This window comes from Streptomyces bungoensis (assembly GCF_001514215.1).
In the GTDB taxonomy this organism is placed as follows: domain Bacteria; phylum Actinomycetota; class Actinomycetes; order Streptomycetales; family Streptomycetaceae; genus Streptomyces; species Streptomyces bungoensis.
Window position 1 is genome coordinate 31,323 of record NZ_KQ948881.1, and the last position, 20,547, is coordinate 51,869.

Annotated in this window: 15 protein-coding genes; 4 read left to right on the forward strand and 11 right to left on the reverse strand. The window is 74.3% G+C overall.

The genetic code is table 11. The annotated features are described in order from the left end of the window. The coding region (locus AQJ66_RS35070) for a type I polyketide synthase (protein ID WP_208611526.1) at positions 1–1,408 on the reverse strand (1,408 nt) is incomplete at its 3' end. Positions 1,409–1,770: 362 nt separating this feature from the next. Here AQJ66_RS35070 and AQJ66_RS35075 point away from each other — a divergent pair. Both AQJ66_RS35075 and AQJ66_RS35080 read left to right on the forward strand, forming a co-directional pair. Continuing rightward, positions 1,771–2,979, forward strand: a complete 1,209-nt coding sequence (locus tag AQJ66_RS35075) for a cytochrome P450 (protein ID WP_061930483.1) — start codon at positions 1,771–1,773, stop codon at positions 2,977–2,979. 44 nt (positions 2,980–3,023) lie between these two features. Continuing rightward, positions 3,024–4,238, forward strand: coding sequence for a cytochrome P450 (locus AQJ66_RS35080; protein WP_061930486.1), 1,215 nt, complete (start codon positions 3,024–3,026; stop codon positions 4,236–4,238). Positions 4,239–4,349: 111 nt separating this feature from the next. On the opposite strand, the gene AQJ66_RS35085 is transcribed toward AQJ66_RS35080, so the two are convergent. After that, the gene (locus AQJ66_RS35085; RefSeq protein WP_079060596.1) at positions 4,350–5,930 is read right to left on the reverse strand and encodes a glycosyltransferase family 39 protein; all 1,581 of its coding nucleotides are present in this window, start codon (positions 5,928–5,930) and stop codon (positions 4,350–4,352) included. A 436-nt stretch (positions 5,931–6,366) separates the two neighbouring features. On the opposite strand from AQJ66_RS35085, the gene AQJ66_RS35090 reads away from it, so the two are divergent. Together AQJ66_RS35090 and AQJ66_RS35095 are read left to right on the forward strand one after the other, a co-directional pair. Beyond that, positions 6,367–7,287, forward strand: a complete 921-nt coding sequence (locus AQJ66_RS35090) for an ABC transporter ATP-binding protein (protein WP_061930488.1) — start codon at positions 6,367–6,369, stop codon at positions 7,285–7,287. Beyond that, positions 7,284–8,492, forward strand: a complete 1,209-nt coding sequence (locus tag AQJ66_RS35095; protein ID WP_244163024.1) for an ABC transporter permease — start codon at positions 7,284–7,286, stop codon at positions 8,490–8,492. Before AQJ66_RS35090 ends, AQJ66_RS35095 begins: the two co-directional genes overlap by 4 nt. A gap of 76 nt (positions 8,493–8,568) precedes the next feature. Here the strand turns inward: AQJ66_RS35095 and AQJ66_RS35100 are convergent, their stop codons facing one another. From AQJ66_RS35100 to AQJ66_RS35140, 9 genes are all read right to left on the reverse strand, one after another. Then, a complete protein-coding gene (locus AQJ66_RS35100; protein ID WP_061930491.1) occupies positions 8,569–9,213 on the reverse strand; it encodes a nitroreductase family protein in 645 nt (214 codons plus the stop codon). Further along, a complete protein-coding gene (locus AQJ66_RS35105) occupies positions 9,210–10,109 on the reverse strand; it encodes a hypothetical protein (RefSeq protein WP_061930494.1) in 900 nt (299 codons plus the stop codon). The genes AQJ66_RS35100 and AQJ66_RS35105 overlap by 4 nt, the downstream gene beginning before the upstream one ends. Before the next feature lie 53 nt (positions 10,110–10,162). Next, complete coding sequence (locus tag AQJ66_RS35110) at positions 10,163–11,146, reverse strand: ScbA/BarX family gamma-butyrolactone biosynthesis protein (protein WP_061930497.1); 984 nt, start codon at positions 11,144–11,146, stop codon at positions 10,163–10,165. Positions 11,147–11,156: 10 nt separating this feature from the next. Then, on the reverse strand, positions 11,157–12,101 hold the full coding sequence (locus AQJ66_RS35115) for a nucleoside-diphosphate kinase (protein WP_061930500.1): 945 nt from the start codon (positions 12,099–12,101) through the stop codon (positions 11,157–11,159). Then, on the reverse strand, positions 12,098–13,189 hold the full coding sequence (locus AQJ66_RS40760) for an SDR family oxidoreductase (RefSeq protein WP_061930503.1): 1,092 nt from the start codon (positions 13,187–13,189) through the stop codon (positions 12,098–12,100). Before AQJ66_RS40760 ends, AQJ66_RS35115 begins: the two co-directional genes overlap by 4 nt. 35 nt (positions 13,190–13,224) lie before the next feature. Next, complete coding sequence (locus tag AQJ66_RS35125; RefSeq protein WP_061930506.1) at positions 13,225–14,877, reverse strand: hypothetical protein; 1,653 nt, start codon at positions 14,875–14,877, stop codon at positions 13,225–13,227. Beyond that, a complete protein-coding gene (locus AQJ66_RS35130) occupies positions 14,874–17,636 on the reverse strand; it encodes a phosphoenolpyruvate synthase (protein WP_079060597.1) in 2,763 nt (920 codons plus the stop codon). The genes AQJ66_RS35125 and AQJ66_RS35130 overlap by 4 nt, the downstream gene beginning before the upstream one ends. Positions 17,637–17,747: 111 nt before the next feature. Continuing rightward, entirely contained in the window at positions 17,748–18,977 is a 1,230-nt protein-coding gene (locus tag AQJ66_RS35135) for a cytochrome P450 (protein WP_061930508.1), read from the reverse strand. A 79-nt stretch (positions 18,978–19,056) separates the two neighbouring features. Further along, positions 19,057–20,118 (reverse strand): beta-ketoacyl-ACP synthase III, encoded by a 1,062-nt coding sequence (locus AQJ66_RS35140; RefSeq protein ID WP_079060598.1) that lies wholly within the window; start codon positions 20,116–20,118, stop codon positions 19,057–19,059. Between the last annotated feature and the right edge of the window lie 429 nt (positions 20,119–20,547).

Here is a 20,547-nt window from a genome sequence, read left to right on the forward strand (position 1 = left end):
GGGCCGGCCCCGCAGCCGGCTCGACCGCCTCCGCGGCCTCCTCCAGCACCACATGCGCGTTCGTGCCGCTGACGCCGAAGGCGGAGACACCCGCGCGGCGGGGGTGACCGTCCGTGCGTGGCCAGTCCCGGGCTTCGGTGAGCAGTTCCACGGCGCCCGCGGACCAGTCGACGCGGGAGGAGGGCCGGTCCACGTGGAGGGTGCGCGGCAGCAGTCCGTGCCGCATCGCCATGACCATCTTGATCACGCCGCCGACGCCGGCGGCGGCCTGGGTGTGACCGATGTTGGACTTCAACGAGCCGAGCTGAACGGGCTTTTCGCGGTCCTGGCCGTAGGTGGCGAGCAGGGCCTGCGCCTCGATCGGGTCACCCAGCGACGTCCCCGTCCCGTGCGCCTCCACCGCGTCCACGTCCGCCGCCGACAGACCAGCCGCCGACAGGGCCGCACGGATCACCCGCTGCTGCGACGGGCCGTTCGGCGCCGTCAGGCCGCTGGAGGCGCCGTCCTGGTTGACGGCACTGCCCCGCACCACGGCCAGCACCCGGTGACCGTTGCGCCGGGCGTCCGACAGCCGCTCCAGCAGCAGCAGACCCGCCCCCTCGCCCCAGCCGGTGCCGTCCGCGGCGTCCGCGAAGGACTTGCAGCGGCCGTCCGGGGCGAGGCCGCGCTGGCGGCTGAACTCGGTGAAGGTGACGGGGGTGGACATGACGGCGACACCGCCGGCCAGCGCCAGCGAGCACTCCCCCGCCCGCAGGGCCCGGCAGGCCAGGTGCAGGGCCACCAGGGACGAGGAGCAGGCCGTGTCCACGGTGACCGCGGGGCCCTCCAGGCCGAGGCTGTAGGCGACGCGGCCGGAGGCGATGCTGCCGGCGCTGCCGTTGCCGATGAAGCCTTCGAGGCCGGCCGGCGGCACGTCGAAGCGGGAGCCGTAGTCGTTGTACATGACGCCGACGAAGACGCCGGTCGGGGTGGAGCGGAGGCCGTCCGGGGCCAGCCCGGCCCGTTCCAGCGCCTCCCAGGAGAGTTCCAGCAGGAGCCGCTGCTGCGGGTCGGTGCCGAGGGCCTCGCGCGGGGACATGCCGAAGAAGCCGGGGTCGAAGTCGGCGGCGTCGTGCAGGAAGCCGCCCTCGCGGGTGTAGCAGGTGCCGGGATGCTCGGGGTCCGGGTGGTAGAGGGAGCCGACGTCCCAGCCCCGGTCCTGCGGGAAGGGGGTGATGGCGTCCGTGCCGTCGGCGACGAGCCGCCACAGGTCCTCGGGGGTGCGTACGCCGCCGGGGTAGCGGCAGGCCATGGACACGATCGCGATCGGCTCGCGCTCCTTGGCCTCCAGTTCGCGTACCCGCCCGGTGGTGCGGTGCAGGTCGGCGGTGACCCGCTTCAGGTACTCGCGCAGGCGGTCTTCGCTCACAGCTCGGCCCCCAGGGTCGGGTCGCGCACCACGTCGGGCCCGACCTGCGGCAGGCCCGCTGCGTTCGGAACGGTAGACAGCACCGGATCTCCTCAGGCTCGGACGCCCACGCGGTCGGCATGGCTCTTCGAACACCTCGAACCCGGCCCAGTCTGGGGGCACCCGCGGCGTCGACGACCGCTTGACCTCCGACTCTGAAAAATCCCCTAGTTGCCCGCGGGTGCCCCCCGGCGTCCGCCGGCCGGCACCGGCAAATCCCTAGAGTTCGCGGGCACGTGTGGCCCCGGCTTCCCCGCTCGTGCTGCCCTGGGCTCGCTCCCGCCCGCCACCCGTGCGGTCTGCCCTACGAGAGGGGTTCCCCGATGACAGCCGTGCCCGCGCCCGACGGCCCCGACGTGTCCGCGCCGCCCGAAGTCGGTCTGGACGGTGGGGCGACGCTGCTGGCCTGGCTGCGGCGGATGCGCGACGAGCAGCCGGTGTGGCGGGACCCCGCCGGCCGCTACCACGTGTTCCGGCACGAGGACGTCCAGCGGATCACGGCCGACCCGGCCACGTTCTCCTCGGACACGGTGAGCCGGCTGTCGAACGGGGAGCGGCAGCCGCCCGGCGGCACGCTGCTCCTGCTGGACCCGCCCCGGCACGGCAAGCTGCGGCGGCTGGTGAGCAAGGTGTTCACCGCGCGGATGATCGAGGAGCTGGCACCGCGCATCACCCAGGTGGCCACCGAGCTGCTCGACGGCCTCGACGGCCGGGACCGCTTCGACCTGGTGGAGGCGTTCGCCAATCCGCTGCCGGTCATCGTGATCTCCTCCATGCTCGGCGTGCCGCCCGCGGACCGGCCGCTGTTCCAGGTGTGGGCCGACAGCCTGCTGACGGTGGACTGGGAGACACCGCAGGGCGCGGAGGTCCTCGGCCGGACGGTGCAGGAACTCGACGCCTACCTGCGCGGGCACGTCGCCGAGCGGCGGGCGCGCGCGCACGACGACCTGATGAGCCTGCTGGTGCGGGCGGAGGTCGACGGGGAGCGCCTGAACGACGACGACGTGGTGAGCTTCGCCGCGCTGCTGCTGCTCGCCGGCCACGTCACCACGGCGGTCCTGCTGGGCAACATGCTGCTGACCCTGGACCAGGAGGACGGGCACCGGGCGGAGCTGCGGTCCGCGCGGGCGGGCATCGCCCCGTTCACCGAGGAGGTCCTGCGCCTGCGGCCGCCGTTCCTGAAGGTCGAGCGGGTGCCCACGGTCCCGGTGGAGATCGCCGGGGAGAAGGTGCCGGAGAACACGATGGTGTACCTCTGGCTGCTGTCCGCCAACCGCGACGAGCGCGTGTTCCCCGAGCCGGACCGCTTCCTGCCGGGCCGGTCCAACGCCAGGCAGCTCGCCTTCGGGCACGGCATCCACTACTGCCTGGGCGCCCCGCTCGCCCGCATGGAGGGGCAGATCGCGCTCGATCTGATGCTCGAGCGCTACGCCGACATCCGGGTGGACCACGAGAGCCCGCTGTCCTACTTCGACAACCGCGTCAACGTCTTCGGCCTTCGGCGGCTGCCCCTCGCGGTCAGCCGGGCCTGAGCCGCGCACCCGGGCGTACGGAACCCACCAGACGGAGGAGTCACATGGCCTTCGAGCCGAAACCCCCTGTGATACCGACCCATCGCACGTGCCCCTTCGACCCCGACCCCGCGTACCGCAGGCTGCGCGAGGAGGACCCCATCAGCCCGGTGGCGTTCGACATCGCGCCGGGCCGCACCGACGGCTGGCTGGTCACCCGGCACGAGGACGTGCGGGCGATCATGACCGACCCGCGCTTCAGTCACCGGGCGGAACTGCTGGCGCTGGTGGCGTCCCCGCCGTTCGAGGTGGAGAGCTACGACCCCCAGCCGTCCGGCCCCGGTTCCTTCGTCCGGATGGACGCGCCCGAACACACGCGTTACCGGCGGCTGCTGACGGGCTTCTTCACGGTCCGCAAAATCCAGGAGTACGAGCCGACCCTCGCCGGCATCATCGACGACGTGCTGGAGGAGATGGCCGGGCTGGAGCCGCCGGTGGACCTGCTGCCGGCGTTCGTGCAGAAGGTCGTGTACCGCTCGGTGCACTCGGTGATGGGCGTTCCGGAGGAGGACATCGCCGAACTCGACACGCACTTCTCGGCGATCATGCGGATCGACTACACGCTGGAGGAGTTCGTCGAGCACAACACCGCGCTCGACCAGACCCTGGCCCGGATCGTGAAGGACCTGTTCGCCGCGCCCAACGACAAACTGCTCGGCAAGCTGGTGCGGACCGGCGAGCTGACCGAGGAGGAGCTCGCGAACATCGCCTGGATCACCATCGGCGGTGCCCTGGACACCACCCCGAACATGCTGGGCCTCGGCACGTTCGCGCTCCTGGAGCACCCCGAGCAGCTGCGGAGGATCCGCGAGCAGCCGGAGTTGATGGAGCGGGCGGTGGAGGAGCTGCTGCGCTACCTGACCATCTCGCACATGGGCGCGAGCCGGGTGGCCCTGGAGGACGTCGAGATCGGGGGGCGGACCATCGAGGCCGGGCAGACCGTGGTGCTGTCGCTGCCGGCCGCCAACCGCGACCCGGAGCAGTTCGAGAACCCGGAGGTCTTCGACGTCGCCCGGCCCTCCCGCCGGCACCTGGCGTTCGGTTTCGGCATCCACCAGTGCCTGGGCCAGCACCTGGCCCGGGCGACCCTGCGCCTCGGCTACCAGAAGCTGTTCGACCGGTTCCCGGACCTGCGGCTGGCGGTGGCACCGGACGAGATCCCGCTGCGCGACAAGGCCATGCACTACGGCGTGTACGCGCTGCCCGTGACCTGGGGGTGACGCCGCGTCCACGGCCTCTGCGGGGCCTGGGCGCGACGGGAACCGGGGGCGGCGCCGCGAGGGGCCGCCCCCGGTTCGCGGTGGACGGGGCCGCGGGCACGGCGGCGGGGTCTACCGTGCCGCGGAGTCGGCGTCGAGGTGGGAGAAGCGGGGCCACAGAGTGCGCCACGGCCCGCGCTCGCCCGCACAGACCCAGATCGGCGTGCCCCAGTTGAGGTTGTGCACCCGTTGCGCGTTGGTGACCGTGCCCCGCCGGTGCACGCTGGTGAAGAAGCGGCGCAGGTAGCGGGCGTCGGCGCCGACGAAGACGACGGGTGCGGTGTCGTCGGCCGGGCGGCTCAGGTACCAGTAGCCGCGGTGGCCGCTGTAGGGGCGGGGCAGGCCTAGCGCGGGGCCGAACCGGTCCAGTGCGCCGGCCTGGTCGTAGCGGTCGGTCAGGAGCAGGGCGCGACGGCGCCGGTCGGCCGGCAGGCCGCGGTAGACGCGGGCCACCGAGGCGGCGAGGTCGGGCCAGCCCACGCTCTCCATGGCCAGCCGGTCCGCGGAGCGGCCGGTGAGCCGGTGCACCGGATAGACCGGCAGCACCTGCACCGCGAGCGCCGCCGACAGCAGGTAGGCCAGGCCGGTCGCCCAGAGCCTCGGGCGGGTCGGGCGCAGGGCCTGCAGTCCGGTGGCGCCGGCCGCCCACAGGACGGGGAAGAGCCCGGCGACGTAGTAGGGGCGTCCGCCGACCAGGAGGTAGCAGGCGCACAGCCCGGCGAAGGTCAGTCCGAGGAACCGGTAGGGGCGCGCGCGGCGCGTGACGAGCAGCCGTCCCAGGCCCAGGCACAGCAGTACGGCACCGGCCAGTCCGGCGGCCGACAGCACGGTGGGCAGGAACAGGGCACGGCCGCCCTCGTCGGCGGTGACCTCCCGGGAGATGACCGAGGCCATGGCCAGTTGGGGCCAGCCGTGGCGGGCCTGCCACAGCAGTCCGGGCACCGCGGTGAGCAGGGCGCCGGCCGCCGACGCCCACAGCAGGGGACGGCGCAGCAGGGCGCGTGGGCCGGCCAGCAGCAGGGCCACGAGCAGGACCGCCCAGAAGGCGGCGCTGAGGAACTTGACCTGGAGGGAGACGGCCGCGGTCAGGGCGGCGAGGGGCAGCAGCCGGTCCCGCCGGGTGCGGACCCAGCGCACCAGCAGCCAGACGGTGACGGTCGTCAGGAAGATGTCGAGCGTGGCGGTGATGAGCAGGTGGCCCATCTGCAGCATGACCGGTGAGACGGCGTACGCGCCGGCCGCCGCGGTCTGGGCGGCACGCCGTCCGCCCAGTTCCCGGGCGGTCAGGGCGGTGGTCAGCACGCCGAGCGCCGTGACCGCGGCGGCCGGCGCGCGCAGCCACGTCAGCGACCCCGGGGAGGCGGTGTCCAGGGCGTGGGCGAGCAGGGGCAGCAGCGGCGGCTGGTCGGCGTAGCCCCAGGCGGGGTGGCGGCCGGCCGCGAGGAAGTACAGCTCGTCGCTGAAATAGCCGAAGCGGCCGGCGGTCAGCAGCAGCAGTGCCGCGGTCGCGCCGGCGATGACGGCCACCGGCCCCAGCGCGGGCGGGGGTACGTCGGTGGGCGGGGCGCCGGGGGCCGGGGTACGGGGGGTGGCCCCGGGCGGGCCGTGCCCGCCGTGGCGGGGCAGTGCCTCGTCCCGGGCGGTGGGGGGCATCGTGGCGTCCTCGATCCTGTCGGAGGTCGTGTCGGTGGTCCTGTCGGTGGTCCTGTCGGTCCGTGACCCGGAGCCGCCACGGCTCCGGCTGGGACGAACGTACGGCCCCCGGCCGGTACCGGAGGGGGCCCTTCCCCCTTTCGGGGGTGCGGAGTAGGGGCGATTCCCTAGTCTTCGGCGGCTTCGATGGCCGTCGTCGCCGTGCCTGTGCTGGTCTGGGGTGGCGCACCGCACCGCCCCGGAGCGGCACACGCTGCCGTCGCCGTCCGGCCGCTGCGCGCCATCGGCGGTCGGAAGCCGGGGGCCGGGCCGGCTCCCCCGCGGCCCGGCCCCGATCCCCCAACCGATCACGGAGAGACGACAGTCGAGTGATGGACCTTCAGTTCACGTGCGGCGGAGCCGGGCAGCGGCTACGCGGGGTCAGGGAGGACGCGTCATGACGACGGCGGCGCTCGTCGCGGACGGCGTACGGAAGCGGTACGGGGACATCCAGGCCGTCGACGGGGTCTGCCTGCGCATCGAGGCGGGCGAGTTCTACGGCATCCTCGGCCCCAACGGAGCGGGCAAGACGACCACCTTGGAGATCCTGGAAGGTGTCCGGGAACCCGACGAGGGCCGGATCGAGCTGTTCGGCAAGAGCCCCTGGCCGCGCAACCCCGAACTGCTGACGCGGATCGGGGTGCAGTTCCAGGCGTCGTCGTTCTTCGACAAGCTGACGACGCGGGAGACGATCCGCCTGTTCGCGTCCTTCCACCGGGTCGACGCCCGGCAGGCCGACGCCATGCTGGAGCGGGTGGGCCTGACCGAGTTCGGGAAGGTGCCCGCGGACAAGCTCTCCGGCGGGCAGGCGCAGCGCCTGTCCATCGCCTGCGGTCTGGTGCACGACCCGGAGATCGTCTTCCTGGACGAACCGACGGCCGGCCTGGACCCGCAGGCCCGGCGCAATCTGTGGGACCTGCTGCGCGACGTCAACCAGGAGGGCCGCACGGTGGTCCTCACCACGCACTACCTGGACGAGGCGGAGATCCTCTGCGACCGGGTGTCGGTGATGGAGCGCGGCAGGGTCCTCAGGACCGGCCCGCCGGCGGCGCTCGTCCGCGAACTCGACGACATGGTGCGGGTGAGCGTGGAGTCCGGGCAGCTGACGCCGGTCCTGATGCGGGAGTTGCTGGCGGCGGCCGGGGCCGGCGACGCCACCGTGGAGGACGACGGGGTGTCGCTGACGGTCGCCACCCGCACGCCGGGGCCGGTGCTGTCGGTCCTGGGCGATCATGGGGCCCTGCGCGGCCTGGAGGTACGCGGCGCCACCCTGGAGGACGTCTTCCTCCAGCTGACCGGACGGGAGTACCGCGCGTGAGCATCGAGAAGACCACTCCGCGGGCCACCGGGACGGCGGCCGCCGGCAGCGGTGGGCCGGAGGCGGGCAGGCCGGCCGGGCCGGAGGGTGCCGGCCGCCGGGACGGCCCGGGCACCGGTGGCCCGGCTCGGGGCGAACGGCTCAATCCGGTGCGTGAGTTGTCCCGGGCGATGATCCTGAGCGTGCTGCGGGACAAGGGCACGATCTTCTTCCTGCTGATCTTCCCGATCCTGTTCCTGCTGTTGTTCGGCACGCTGTTCAAGAGCGACGGCACCGCGCACATCAAGGTGGCCCAGGTCGGCCGGGTGCAGGTGCTCGACTCGCTCACCGGCTCCCAGCGTGAGCAACTGGCCAGGGCCGCCACCGTCACGAAGGTGAGCAGCGAGTCGGCCGCCCTGAAGAAGGTGCGCAAGGGCGACTACGACGCCCTGGTCGAGCAGGACGGCGGCACCGTCGTGCTGCGCTACAGCGCCGCCGACTCCGTCAAGGGCGCCTCCGCCCGCGCCACGCTCAACGCGGTGCTGGAACAGGCGAACCTGGCCGCCACCGGCAAGCCGGCCACGTACACGCTGAAGGCCTCCCAGGTCGAGGACCGGTCGGTCAAGCCGATCCAGTACCTGACGCCGGGCCTGATGGGCTGGGCGATCGCCTCCAGCGCCGTGTTCAGCACCTCGCTGACGCTGGTGACGCTGCGCCGCAAGAAGATCCTCCAGCGGATGCGGCTGTCGCCGATACGCGCCTGGGAGGTGGTGGCCGCCCGCATCTCCATGACCATGCTGATGGCGCTGACGCAGACGGCCCTGTTCCTGCTCGTGGCGACGCTGCCGTACTTCGGTCTGCGGCTCAGCGGCGACTGGTGGCTGGTGGTGCCCCTGGTGATGTGCGGCACACTGTCGCTGATGTCGCTGGGTCTGCTCATCGGGTCGGTCACCCGCACGGAGGAGTCGGCCGGCGGACTGGCACAGTTGCTGGTGCTGCCGATGTCGTTCCTGTCCGGCTCGTTCTTCTCGCTCGACGGCGCACCGCAGTGGGTCAGGGCCGTCTCGTACATGATGCCCCTGCGCTATCTCGTGAAGGGCAGCGAGGCCGTGCTCAGCCGGGGCGGCGGGCTGGCCGAGGCGCTGCCGACGATGGGCGGGATGCTCGCGTTCACGGCGGTGGTGACCGCGCTGACCCTGCGGTTCTTCCGCTGGAACGACGTGTGACGGAAGGTTCCCACCGGTCCGTGCGGCCGGGGCCCCGCGCCGCGTCGGCGGCGCCGGGGCCCCGGCCGCACGCCGTTCAGGGGCCCTGCCAGCCGTTGTGGTGCAGGACCTCCTCCAGTGGCAGGCGGGGTCCGGGCCGGAAGGCGGTGCGCAGCGGGTGGGCCGTCGGCAGCAGCGCGCCCTGCCGGACGGTGGCGGGCAGGCCCAGCAGGTCGGCGACCTCCTGCTCCCGGTCCAGGTGGACGGCCGTCCAGGCGGTGACCAGGCCGCGGCTGCGGGCGGCCAGCGCGTAGCTCCAGGCGGCGGGCAGCAGCGACGCCCACAGACCGGCCTGGTTGCCCTCCGGCAGCCGTCCGCCGGCCACGTCGAGGCAGGGGATGACCAGAACGGGCACCCGGTGCAGACGGTCGGCGAGGTACCGGGCGGCGGTGAGCACGGACCGGGTCGGCGGGGGCAGTTCGTCCAGCCGCCGCAGGGCGTCGGCGTTGCGGTCGTGGAAGGCGGCCCGGTACACCTCGGCGACGTCCGCGCGGACCGCCGGGTCGGTGAGCAGCAGCCAGCGCCAGTTCTGCCGGTTGTTCCCGTTGGGCGCCTGCAGGGCGACGCGCAGACAGTCCTTCACCTGTTCCGGGTCCACTGCCCGGTCCAGGTCCAGGCCGCGCCGCACGCACCGCGTCGTCGTCAGCAACTCCTCGCACGTCAGGGGAAGTTCGCCGGTCACGGCAGCAGCACCGCCCGGACGGTCAGCGCGAGGTACGTGACCACGACGAAACCGGTCGCGGCCGCCATCGGCCAGCCGCCGCTGCCGGCGGCGAGGAACCGCCGGGTGCCCCAGGCGGGCAGGGCCGCAGCCAGGCAGGGCAGCAGCCCGAGGGGACCGCCGGACGCGAACAGCGGCACCTGGCAGCAGACCGCACCGGCCGCGAGGCCCGCGGTGACCGCCGCGCTGCGGCGCGGTCCGAGGTCGGTGGAGTAGAGGCGGGCTCCCGGCGGCGCCTCCCAGGACGTCTTGCGGGCGAACTCGAAGTGCAGGAACACGCAGGCGCACAGGGCGAGCAGGACCGCGCCGCGCCAGTCGGCGTGGATGGTTCCGGCGGCGACGAGCGACCCGTAGACGTAGACGCCGAGCAGCACCTGCACCGGGTAGGTGACCGCGAGGTTGAGCAGCTGCCGGTCGCGTACCGCGGGCGACAGCCGCTCCAGAACGGCCAGGAACAGTCCGTAGCCGAGGGCCGCGAGGAGGAGCAGGGCCGCCGTGGCCGAGCGGGCCGCGTTCAGCGCCGTCACCGCCACGGTGATCACCGCCATCGCGCCGCGCAGTTCGGCCGCGGTGATCGCGCCGGTGACGAGCGGCCGGTCGGGGTGGTGCACGCGGTCGTGGGCGAGGTCCTTCTGCTCGTCCAGCATGCGCAGGAAGAGCAGGGCCAGGACGACGCTCACGGCCCGCACCCAGGTGGCGCCGGACGGCCGCCACGGCGTGCCGGTCAGGGCCACCGCCGACCCCTCCAGGGTGAGGACCCACAGCACTCCGTAGCTGGCGTAGATCTGCGGCCGGAACATGCGCAGCACGAAGCGGCCCAGTCTGGCGGGTACGCGGGGGGCGGCGACGGTGGTCACTGCGGGGGCTCTTCCTGTCCGGGGACGGGGCGGGGGTGGCACGCGCACGGCACTCACACGGCCCCGTGGACCGCCGGGGCCGCGAGGACGGCCGGCCGTCCCGGGGCGTCCGGATCGGCGAGTGTGATCCGGGCGTCGGCGGCCAGGGCTCCGGACTGGTGCAGGGTGCACTCGACGCCGGTGCCGGCCGGGTCGGCGACCGCGCGGCACTCCAGGGGCAGGTCCATCTCGGCGAAGCAGCGGAAGCGCACGGCCAGCCCGACCGGCAGCGCCGTGGGCGTGCGGACGGTGCCGGCGGCGACCGCCGCGGTCAGGGCGAGCTGGCGGAAGGCCTCCAGCTCCAGCATGCCGGGCACGTGGTCGACCCAGTGGTCGTAGAGGGTCGGGTGCGAGGTGTCGGCGACCAGGAGTGCCGTGCGGCTGCCGTCGTCGGCGGCGCGCGGCGGGGAGATGACCGCGTTCGCCGGGTCGCGCCGGCCGACGAGGACGGGGTCGACGTGCGCCACGGACAGGGCGACCGGCACCTCGGGCAGCCCGAGGGCGCCGCGCTGCCGGGCCCGCAGCCGCGTCCAGTCCTGCGGTGGCATCCAGGAGTAGTCGATACGGGCCAGCAGGGCCTCGCGGGCGCCGATGGCCAGGGTGAAGCGCAGCCGCAGGCCGGTGACCCCGGCCCGGGTGCGGAACCGGTGCTCGACCCGGGTGGCGACGACGGCCTCGGTGGGCCGGTCGCCGCGGGCGAGGGCCGCCGGGTCCGGTACCTCGAAGTCGATCGCGCGCAGCAGGAACTTGTGCCCGAGGGGGACGTCGAAGTAGCGGTGGGCGACCACGAAGATGCCCTGCCTGCACGCCTCCAGCAGCAGCAGGGGGTCGTGGCGGGTACGCGGGCCGAGGGTGTCGTGGTAGAAGGCGTGGTGCCGGGGGAGCTGGGCGGCCAGCAGCACCTCGTCCCGGCCGCTGCGCTCGGCGTCGGTCAGGAAGACCTCGGCGACCGCGGCGCGGTGCACCAGTTCCCTGGGGAGTGTCCGGGTGAACTGCACGGTCCGCTCCTCAGTTGCGGGGGGCGCGGACGGTGGCCAGGTGGCGGCGCCAGGTGCCGGCGTCGGCTCCGTCCAGTACGGGTGCGCGGCCGGGCTGCCGCATGGGCAGCACCTTGGAGCCGACGATGACGGTGTCCCACGGGTCGAGGTCGATCCCGCGCTCCCACGCGGTCTCCAGCATCGTGCGCGGGGTGGCGGCCGGGTCGGCGCAGCCGTGCCGGGCCACGGCGTCGGCCAGCCGTTCGACGGCGGGCTCGAAGTCGAGGTCCCGGGGCTTGGTCGCGGCATAGAGGCGGCCGGTCAGTTCCAGGGCGTGGGCGGTGCGGTCCTCGTCCGCGAGGGCGGAGCGCAGGAGGCTGTCGCGCGCGGTGTCGTCGAAGTGCACGGCCAGCTCGCGCAGCACGTCGGCGGGTTCGTCGGGCGTGTGCACCAGGTTCAGCAGGTAGCTGTGACGGCCGAGGAGGTGGCGCAGCTGGCCGGGCTGCCGTGCGTCGGGGTCCGTGGGGCCCTTGAGCCGGGTGAGTTCGACGGACGCGGGGACGTCGAGGTCGCGTTCGGGGCGTACGACGAGCACGAGCGCGTCGGCGTCCTCCAGGAAGAGCGCCGCCAGCCGCCTGCGGTAGGGGGTGGCGAGGTTCCACTGGAAGTACCACAGGGAGCGGATCATGGTGCGGGTCAGCCGGGTGACCGCGGCGCCCACGATGCGGAAGCCGTGCTCGGCCAGCCAGTCCACGGCCGCGTCGAGCCTGCGGGCCACCACCGCGTCGGGTTTCAGCAGCAGTGCGGCGTGCCGGTGGGCGAAGCCGGTGACGTCGCCGGTGAGGGCGGCGAGCTGTTCGTAACCCTCCTGGTAGTAGGTGTCCGCGCCGTACAGCCGCTGTTTGGCGGGATGGCAGGTCAGCAGCGGGGAGACGGGTATGCCGTGCGGGGGCTCGGCGGGGTGGGCGGGGGTCATCGGTGGGTGCTCCCGTCGGGTCGGGCGGCGGCCGGGTCCTGGCGCGGGTCCGGGCCGAGGTAGCCGGTCGTGAGGCAGTGGTCGAGGAGGCGGCGCAGGTAGGGCCGGGCGCCCGTGGGCGCCGGGGGGTGGCCGAAGGCCGCGGCCCGGGTGGCGTCGAAGTGGACGCGCCGCCGGAAGTAGGTGTCGTAGAGGGAGATGACGCGGTCGTAGTAGGGGCGTTCGCGGTCGGGCAGGGCCGTGGCGCGGAAGGCGGAGGGCGGGACGAACCGGGGCACCTGGAACGACGGGTACTCGGCGAGGACGTCGGAGACGTCCCGCAGGGTGAGTTCGTGGCCGACGGCGTGCAGGGTGTGGCCCTCGGCGTCCTCGAACCGGCCGGCGGCCGCGGTCACGAGGTCGGCGACGCGGTCGACCGGGACCAGGTCGAGGACGGCGTCGTAGCGGCCGGGCACGGTGCGCACCAGGCCTCTGGTGAGGACCCGGAGCACGGGGTAGATGGTCTTGTGGTCGCGGACGCGGCCGGTGCGGTGGGCGCCGGTGACGATGCTCGGGCGCACCACGGTCACGGGCAGGCCGTCCGCCGCCGCCTTGCGGACCAGGGTCTCGGCGGCCAGTTTGCTCTTCTCGTAGCCGTTGCCGGGGCGTTGGCCGACGTCGAGGTCGTCCTCGCGGGCGGTGCCGTCGCGTTCCCCGCACACGTAGGCGGTGCTGACGTGCACCAGCGGGGTCCGGTCGAGGAGGGCGAGGCTCAGGACGTGCCGGGTGCCGGCGACGTTGATGCTCTCGTACCGCTCCGCGGGCAGTCCGAAGTCGGTGACGGCGGCGCAGTGCACGATGCGGTCGGCGGTCCGGACGAGGCGTCGGTCGTCCTCGCTCAGCCCGAGGCCGGGGCGGGTGATGTCGCCGGTGATCCGGGTCAGGGCGCCCGGGCCCGGGGTGAGTTTTCTGCCGTTGTTGCGGACGAGGTCGCCGTTGCGGTGCAGCAGTGTCAGCACGGTGTGACCGGCGGCGGTGAGCCGGGCGGTCACCTCCGCGCCCACGAAACCGCTGGCGCCGGTCACCAGCACCGTCATCGGGTCGGACATCGGTGGCTCCTCGGGGAGGGTCGGGCAGGGTCCGGTCACCGGGCCTGGTGGGGCTGGGCGCCGTTGCTGGCCAGCAGGTCGCGGGCCTCTTCGATGGGCAGTTCCGCGTCGAGGTGGGAGCCGAGGCGCAGCCAGTCGTAGCCGAGTTGCAGGGTGGCCCGCCAGGTGTCGGCGGACTCGAAGGAGAGCGGGAAGGAGTCGGCGCCCGCGGCGCCGCGCACCAGAAGGACGCAGGAGCGCAGGTCGGCGAGGAGCGCGTCGCCCTCCTGCGCCGATCCGACGGTGCGCGGCAGCAGTTCCCGGGCGCGGGCCGTGGCCGGCCGGGTGGCGGGCGGCAGCAGGTCGAGGCGGCGTACGAGGTCGGAGTCGGCGGGCAGCGGGTGCACGCCGTGGGCGCTGAACAGTCCGCGCAGCGCGGCGTGCACGGCGCGGCGCGCCGTGAGCTCGGCGACCCGCCACTGGCCGCGCTGCAGAGCGCCGGTCAGATCCTCGACGGCGTTCTCGACGACCACGTTGGACCACACCAGGGCCATGGCGGCGGCGGCGAACCGGTCGGCGGGCAAGGGCAGCAGGTCGACGGCGCGGGGGCCGCCGACGGCCGCGCCGCGCACCGACAGCAGCGGCTGTGCGGTGGAGGGCGGCGGGGTGACGGGGCCGGACGGGGCGGCGAGCGGCAGCGCGGGGCTGACGGTTCCGCCGCCCTTCCAGGCGAGGCGGACCAGCCCGTACCGCAGGAAGGCGGCCAGCAGGGGGCCCGGTTCGGCGACACCGGTGCCGGCGGCCGCGGCCAGGACGCGGGGCAGCGGCCGGCCCAGGACCAGGGAGCGCCAGACGGCGCCGGCGTCGTCGCCCAGGACGAACACCTCCCGCCGGCCGCGGACGACGTGCACCCGGTCGCCGGTCTGCCAGGTGGTCACGCCGCGCACGCGTTCCACGGTGAGCGGCTCGGGCCGCCGGGGGACGCCGGTGAGGTCCAGGTCCTCGGCGAAGTCGAGGCAGGCGGTCAGGTGTTCGCGGGCGGCGTCGGCGTCGCCGGGCGCGGGGGTGGCGGCCTGCAGCCGCCAGTAGCGGTCGCGTACGTCCGGCCGGCCGGCCCGGTCCAGTTGCAGGGACAGCCACTTGGGTTCGAGATAGGTCTCGCCCAGGCCGGCCGCCCAGGACTTGACGGTCTGCACGAGTCCGGCGCGGGCCCAGTCGACCGCCTCGTCGCTCTCGCCGAGGCACAGCAGCGCCGTCGCGTGCCGCAGGGCCTGGCGGGCCCGGTGCGCCCACCAGTCGGCGGCGATCCGGCGGAAGCGCTCAAGGGGCAGCATCGCCTTGACCTCCTCGACCAGGGCGTGGCCGCGCAGCGGGTGGCTGTGCAGCAGGCGCTGGCAGCGGTTGAGGAGGTCCTCGGAGAGCCGGCCGGGCCGCGCGGCGTCCTTCTCCAGCTCGCGGAACTGGGCGGCGAGCCGGCCCACCGACCGGGTGCGGATCTCCACGCGGCGGCCGTCGACGAACAGCAGCGACGGCATGGTCGGCAGGTCGTCCTCGGTACGGCCGACGAGCAGGAAGTCGATGTCGGAGGAGGGATTGCCGAACCCCTCCGCGATGGAGCCCTCCAGGGTCACGGCCCACTCGGTGCCGTGCGGCAGTTCGGTGAGGGACTTCTCCAGCAGGTCCTGCAGCTGGTCCTCGGTGAGGATCACTGGTGTGTCTCCGTTCGGAGGGTGTCGGGGGCGCCGGGCGTGCCGTCGCCGGGCGGGCCGGCGAGCACGGTGACCGTCCCGGCGGCGCCGTCGACCCGCAGCCGGGTGCCGGATCGGATCTCGGTGGTGACGCCCTTGACCTGGACCACGGTGGGGATGCCCAGTTCGCGTGCCACCACGGCGACGTGGGTGAGCGGGCTGCCGCGTTCGATGACGAGGGCGGCGGCCGAGGACAGGGCGGCCACCCAGCCGGGGTCGGTGCGGTAGGTGAGCAGGATGCCGCCGCCGATGTCGCGCGGGGTGTCGGTGACCACGGCGGGCCCTTCGGCGGTGCCCGGGCAGCAGGGGATGCCGCGCAGCTCGCGGGCACCGCTGCGGGCGGCGGGGCCGCTGGTCCAGCCGGCCCGTTCCAGGTTCCCCGACCAGTACGGGGCGCCGCGCGTGGTGAAGCGGGACGGGGCGTGCAGGGCGGCGTCGGCGGCCAGCCGCCCGCGCCGCAGCGTGACCAGGTCCCGCAGCTCGGTGTGCACGATCATGCCCTCGTAGGCGCCCTCGACCTCGTCGAGGCGGAGCAGGAACACGTCGTCCCAGGCGTCGATGGCACCGGCCCGCGCCAGGTCCCGGCCCAGGGCGCGCAGCATGCGCTTGGCGGCGCCGAAGGCGCGGGTGCGGCAGAACCTGAGCCGTTCCCGGTCGGCGAGGGCCGTCCGGGCCTTGCCCCGCACCCGCTCGTACAGCAGGCGGCGCGGGCCGCGCAGGTGCCGGTCGAGGTAGGCGTCGGCCTCACCGCCGCGGTCCGGCGCGGCGCCGTCCGCGGTCTCCGGCAGCGCGTCGCGCAGCAGGGCGAACAGTCCCGCCGGGTTCTCGTGGAGATCGGGGACCTCCAGCTTGAGCTCGTCGGGGCTGCGGTAGCCGTAGTCGGCGATGTACGCGTCGACGGCGGCCAGGAAGCCGGTGTGGCCGGCGTCGCGCAGCGCCTGGTGGGCCTCGTCGTCCGGGGTGCGCTCCAGCAGGTCGAGGATCGCGGGGTCGGCGCGCGCCCGGTCGGCCAGTGCGCGCAGCGCCCACGCCGGTTCGGCGGACTCCACGGCGCCGCCGGGTGCGGCCGCGGCCCAGGTGAACCACTCGGGGGCCGCCGGCAGCCAGCGGCGGGTGAGCAGGGCCAGCAGCCCCACGGAGAGCAGGATCGTCGCGTCCAGGGCCTGCATCGGGCCCCATTTCTCGATGAGTTCGCGCTGCAGCCGCCGGAAGCGGCGATAGGTCTCGTCACCGGGCAGCGCGTCGTAGTCCACCTGGTTGAAATCCGCATAAGCACGGTAGAAATCGCGGTGGAAGGCTTCCACCGACGCACGGATGGTGAGGAATCTCCTGGTGAAGACGGCGGTGCGGACCAGCCGCGAGAACCGGCCGCGCAGTCCGGTTTCCGGGGTGAAGGGGTGGAGCGTGTCGGCGACCTCGTCGGGAATGCTCTCCGCGACGCCGAGGGATTTCTCCAGCACCCGCCGATTGAGGGGGTACAGCGGGGCAAGGCGCACCATGCGGTACCAGTGGAACAGGTTGTAGTAGACCCGTCCGTGGACATGGCCGAGCAGGTGCGGCGTCCACTCCTGGACCTCGCGCAGCCGCTCGCCGCGGACTCCCAGGGCGCGGGCGTAGCTCTCGTACACCTTGGCGTAGGTGTCGGCGGCGAAGGTGTAGGTGAGCGGGGAGACGACGCCGCTGAAGCTCTCGATGATGTTGGAGTTGTCCCAGACGCGCAGTTCTCCCTCGGGTTCCGGTGCGGGGCCGGTGGCGGTGAGGGTGGTGACCGGGCGGCTCTGCAGGATCCACAGGGTGTCCCCGGCGATCGCCCACTCGATGTCCTGGGGGGCTCCGTAGTGCGCGGTGACGCGGGCCCCGGCCTCGTGCAGCCGGACCAGGTCGGCGTCGGTCAGGCACGGCGCGGCGCGGTCTGCGGCGGGGATGGGCGACACCCGGCAGCCGGCGCCGGGTCCGGCGTCGTAGCGCTCCTGTTTGTCACCGATCACCGTGCTCAGCGGCTCGCCGGTGGCGGCGTCCAGGACGATGGTGTCCGCGTCGACCGCGCCCGAGACCAGCCCCTCCCCCAGCCCGTGCACGGCGCTCACCACGTGCCGGTCGGTACGGCCGGTCGTCGGGTCGGCGGTGAACAGCACGCCGCTGCGTTCGGCGGCCACCATGCGCTGCACGACGACGGCGACCCCGCCGGTGCCGGGCGGCAGCCCGCGCCGGGCGCGGTAGCGAAGCGAGCGCTCCGAGAATCCGGAGGCCCAGCAGCGGCGGACGTGGGCGGTGACCTCGTCGAGGCCGCGGACGTTGAGGAAGCTGTCGAACTGGCCGGCGAAGGAGTGCCGGTCCCCGTCCTCCTCCGCGCCGGAGGAGCGGACGGCCACCGTGCCGCCGCCGGCCTGCCGGTAGGCGAGGGCGATGGCCTCGGTGACGCGTTCGCCGAGCGGTGCCGTCTCGATCAGGCGGGCGATCTCCGCGGCGGTCTGCCCGGCCCTCGGCTCCCAGCCGTCGCCGAGCAGCCGGACCAGGTGCTCGTGCAGTCCGCTGCCGCGGCTGAATTCGGCGAACACGTCCAGGCCGAGGACCGACCAGCTGGGTATGTGAAATCCAGCCGCGGTCAGGGTGTGCAGGTTCTTTCCTTTACCGCCGGCCAGTGCGGCGACGAGGGATTCCCCGCTGGAGGGCGTGAGGACGTGCGGGGACCGGTGCGCCGATCCCGTGGTGAGTGACAACTCGTAATCCTTCCACAGGTGTTACTCAACCTCGCCCGAATGTTTCACAGCGGGGCGGGTCAAAACATCCGGCGGCTCCGCCGCCGGTGTTTTCCGGACGTCGTAGCAATTTCAATTTCCGGGGGTTCCGGCGCCGTTCGGCACCACCGGCAGCACCTCGTGACCGCGCAGGAAGATGCGGTCGCGGCGGACCGGCTCGGCTCCGGGAGCGGAGGTGAGGGCGGGGAACCGGGCCGGCAACCGGCCGAAGGCGACGGTCGCCTCGAGGCGGGCCAGCAGGGCGCCGAGGCAGTAGTGCGCTCCGCCGCCGAAGCTGAGGGGCCTGCTGTCCCGGCGGGTGGGGTCGAAGCGCCCGGGTTCTGCGTAGTGGGCCGGATCGCGGTTGGCGGCCCCCAGCAGCACCACGACGTGGGTCCCGGCCGGCACCGGCACGCCGCCGACCGAGACGCCGTCGGTCAGCGCGACCCGGTTGCTCAGCTGGACCGGTGTGTCGTAGCGCAGCACCTCGTCGACGAACCCCTGCACCGGTACGGTCCCGTCCCGGAGACCGGCCATGGCGCCGGGGTGGTCGAGGAGCAGCCGCAGGCCGTTGCCGAGCAGGTGCGTGGTGGTCTCGAAGCCGGCCACGAGCAGGATGGCGAGATTGGCGACGAGTTCCTCGTCGTCGCGCAGCAGTCCCTGGTCCCGCGCGGCGAGCATGGCGGTCACCAGGTCCTCGCGGGGCTCGGCGCGGCGGGCCCCGACCAGGTCGGTGAAGTACCGGCCGACCTCGGCCGCCACCCGGTCGGCGGTGTCCAGGTCGGCGGGTCCGGGCACCGGTTCCAGCATGGCGCTCAGGTCGGCGGCCCATGCGCGGAAGCGGGCGCGGTCGGCGGGCGGGATACCCATCAGGTCGCAGATGACGTGCGCCGGCAGGGGGAAGGCGAAGGCGTCCATGAAGTCCACCGGGGAGCCGCCGGCCTTCTCGAGGCCGTCGAGCAGCGCGTCGGTGATCCGGCCGATCCCGGCCTCCAGGGCGGCCACCCCGCGCGCGGTGAACGCCTGGGCCATCGACGCCCGCAGCCGCCCGTGGCCGGGCTCGTCGGCGACCAGCAGGGACCGGCTCAGCATGGCCAGGGAGGGACGCGAGTCCGCGTCGCCGCCCCAGGCGGTGAGACCGCTGTCGGCGCCGAGACCCGGATCGCGCAGGGCCTGGCGGGCCGCTTCGTAGCCGCACACCAGCACCAGGCCGTCACCGGCCGGGGCGACGGGCCCCAGTTCGTGGGCGAGGGCGTACAGCGGGTAGGGGTCGGCGCGTCCTTCGGGTGTCAGCAGGTGCAGGATGATCGATTGCGCGTCCACGGGTACTCCTGGCGGGTCGGGTTGCGTCGGTCGGGTGGCGTCGGTCGGGTGGCCTGCGGCGGTCTCGCGGCGGTCCCGGTCAGGGCCGCTGTGCCGGTGCCCGCGAGGGCCGGGGCGTGGCCGTCGCCGACGATGACGCCGGCGGCCGGTGCAGCCGGGGCCAGACCAGGGCGACCGAGCCCCAGGTGAGGCCGCCGCCGAACCCGGCCAGCAGCACCTTGTGCCCGGGGCGCAGCGCACCGGAGGCGGCGCCGTCGGCGAGGGCCAGCGGGATGGAGGCGGCGACCGTGTTGCCGCGCAGGGCGATGGCGTTCAGGAACCGCTCGGGCGGCAGCTCGAGCCTGCGGGCGACCGCCGTGAGGATCCGGGTGTTGGCCTGGTGCAGCACGAAGGAGTCGACCTCTGCCGGCGCCCAGCCGGCGCGCCGCGCAGTGTCGCGGACCGTCTGGGCCATCCGCCGCACGGCCTGCGCGTAGACGGCCTGCCCCCGCATCGTGAACCAGGTGTCCTCGGTCTTGGCTGGCAGTCCGGTGGACCGCTGCCGGGATCCTCCGGCCGGGACTTCGATGAGGTCGCCGAGGGTGCCGTCGCTGCCGAGAGCCAGCCCCGTGAGGGCGCCGGCCTCGGTGGGCGAGCCCGCGCGCAGCACGACCGCGCCGCCGCCGTCGCCGAAGATCACGCGGGTCGACCGGTCGTCCGGCGCGAGCAGGGTGGAGAACGCGTCCGCGCCGATCACGAGGACGCTGTCGGCGGCGCCGAGCGAGATCAGCCCGGCGCCGGTCCCCAGCGCGTACACGAATCCGGTGCACACGGCCGCCACGTCGAACGCGGCGACCGGGCCGAGTCCCAGCCGGGCGGCCACCTCGGGCGCGGTCGCCGGGCAGGGCCGGTCCGGGGAGCTGGTGGCGAGGACCACCGCGTCCACTCCCGCGGTGCCGGCCGACGCCAGCGCGCGCCGTCCGGCCTCGACGGCCAGGTCACCGGTGGACTGTCCCGGGCCGACCCAGCGCCGCTCACTGATTCCGGTACGGCTGCGGATCCACTCGTCGGTGGTGTCCAGCTCCCCGGCGAGTTGCTCGTTGGTGACCACGGTGGGGGGCGCCCACGCCCCCAGACCGGCGACCACTGCTGCTCGTGCCACGTTCTCCAGCTCCTTTCCAGCCCGCCGGCCGCCTCGGAGGCGAGCGACGGACCCGGCTTCGAGGGCCACCGGGCAGAACCGCGCGGAGCACCGGCGCCGCCGGTGGCTGCGCCGACTCCCGGGGCGGACACGGGCCGCGGCCCGGTCGGCACCGGTCCGGCCGCCACGCGGACGGCGCGCACCGGGCGGGTGGTTCCCGCGTCTGCGTGCGCCGGTTCCGGTGATCCGTCGCTTCCGGTGATCCGTCGCTTCCGGTGCTCCGGGCGGTGGTCCGTCGCCCCGCCGGTCCTGATGCCGCACCCGGTGCCGGTGCCCGCGTGCGGCGGGCGCCGGGGGCGGCAGGGCTCCGGGTGCGGCAGGGCTCCGGGTGCGACAGGGGCGCTTCCGCAGCGCCGCGGCGGCGCCGCTCGTGCCCGATGCCGTGCAGCC

Bases quoted from the DNA above. Each gene is read 5' to 3' on its own strand.
- AQJ66_RS35075 (WP_061930483.1), top strand. From the start codon at position 1,771: ATGACAGCCGTGCCCGCGCCCGACGGCCCCGACGTGTCCGCGCCGCCC.
- AQJ66_RS35080 (WP_061930486.1), top strand. From the start codon at position 3,024: ATGGCCTTCGAGCCGAAACCCCCTGTGATACCGACCCATCGCACGTGC.
- AQJ66_RS35085 (WP_079060596.1), bottom strand. From the start codon at position 5,930: ATGCCCCCCACCGCCCGGGACGAGGCACTGCCCCGCCACGGCGGGCAC.
- AQJ66_RS35090 (WP_061930488.1), top strand. From the start codon at position 6,367: ATGACGACGGCGGCGCTCGTCGCGGACGGCGTACGGAAGCGGTACGGG.
- AQJ66_RS35115 (WP_061930500.1), bottom strand. From the start codon at position 12,101: ATGACCCCCGCCCACCCCGCCGAGCCCCCGCACGGCATACCCGTCTCC.
- AQJ66_RS40760 (WP_061930503.1), bottom strand. From the start codon at position 13,189: ATGTCCGACCCGATGACGGTGCTGGTGACCGGCGCCAGCGGTTTCGTG.